We start from the raw sequence: 331 nt of genomic DNA, 5'->3' as shown, positions 1-331 counted from the left end.
AGGCCGGTGAGGGCCGCGGTGGTGAGCGAGTCGAAGGTGGTGCCGAGCGCGGAGGTATCGGCGGTGCCGAGCACGGCCACCTGGGCCGAACCGAGGGCGGCCACCTGGCCGGTGCTGAGCACCGCGGCTTGCGCCGTGGTGAGGCCGGCGAGCGCGCCAGTGGTCAGAGCCCCGACGGCTGCGGTGCTGAGGGCAGTGACGGCGCCGGTGGCGAGCTTGCCGAGATCGGCGGAGGTCAGCCCCTTGATCTGGGTGGCACTCAGCGCGCCGGCCTGGCCGGAGGTGAGGACGGCCGCTTCCGCCGTGGACAGTGCCGCGACCTGCGCGGAAC

1 protein-coding gene is annotated in these 331 nt (G+C 74.6%); it reads right to left on the bottom strand.

Annotated features, from left to right (window positions below; genetic code table 11):
* A partial coding sequence (locus ACYQ6W_RS22725; protein ID WP_459678591.1) for a hypothetical protein occupies positions 1 to 331 on the bottom strand: 331 nt, incomplete at both ends.

The sequence above is a fragment of the Acidisoma sp. 7E03 genome (assembly GCF_054665075.1).
The sequence above is the reverse complement of the archived record's forward strand: the minus strand, read 5'-3'. Positions and strand labels throughout refer to the sequence as shown.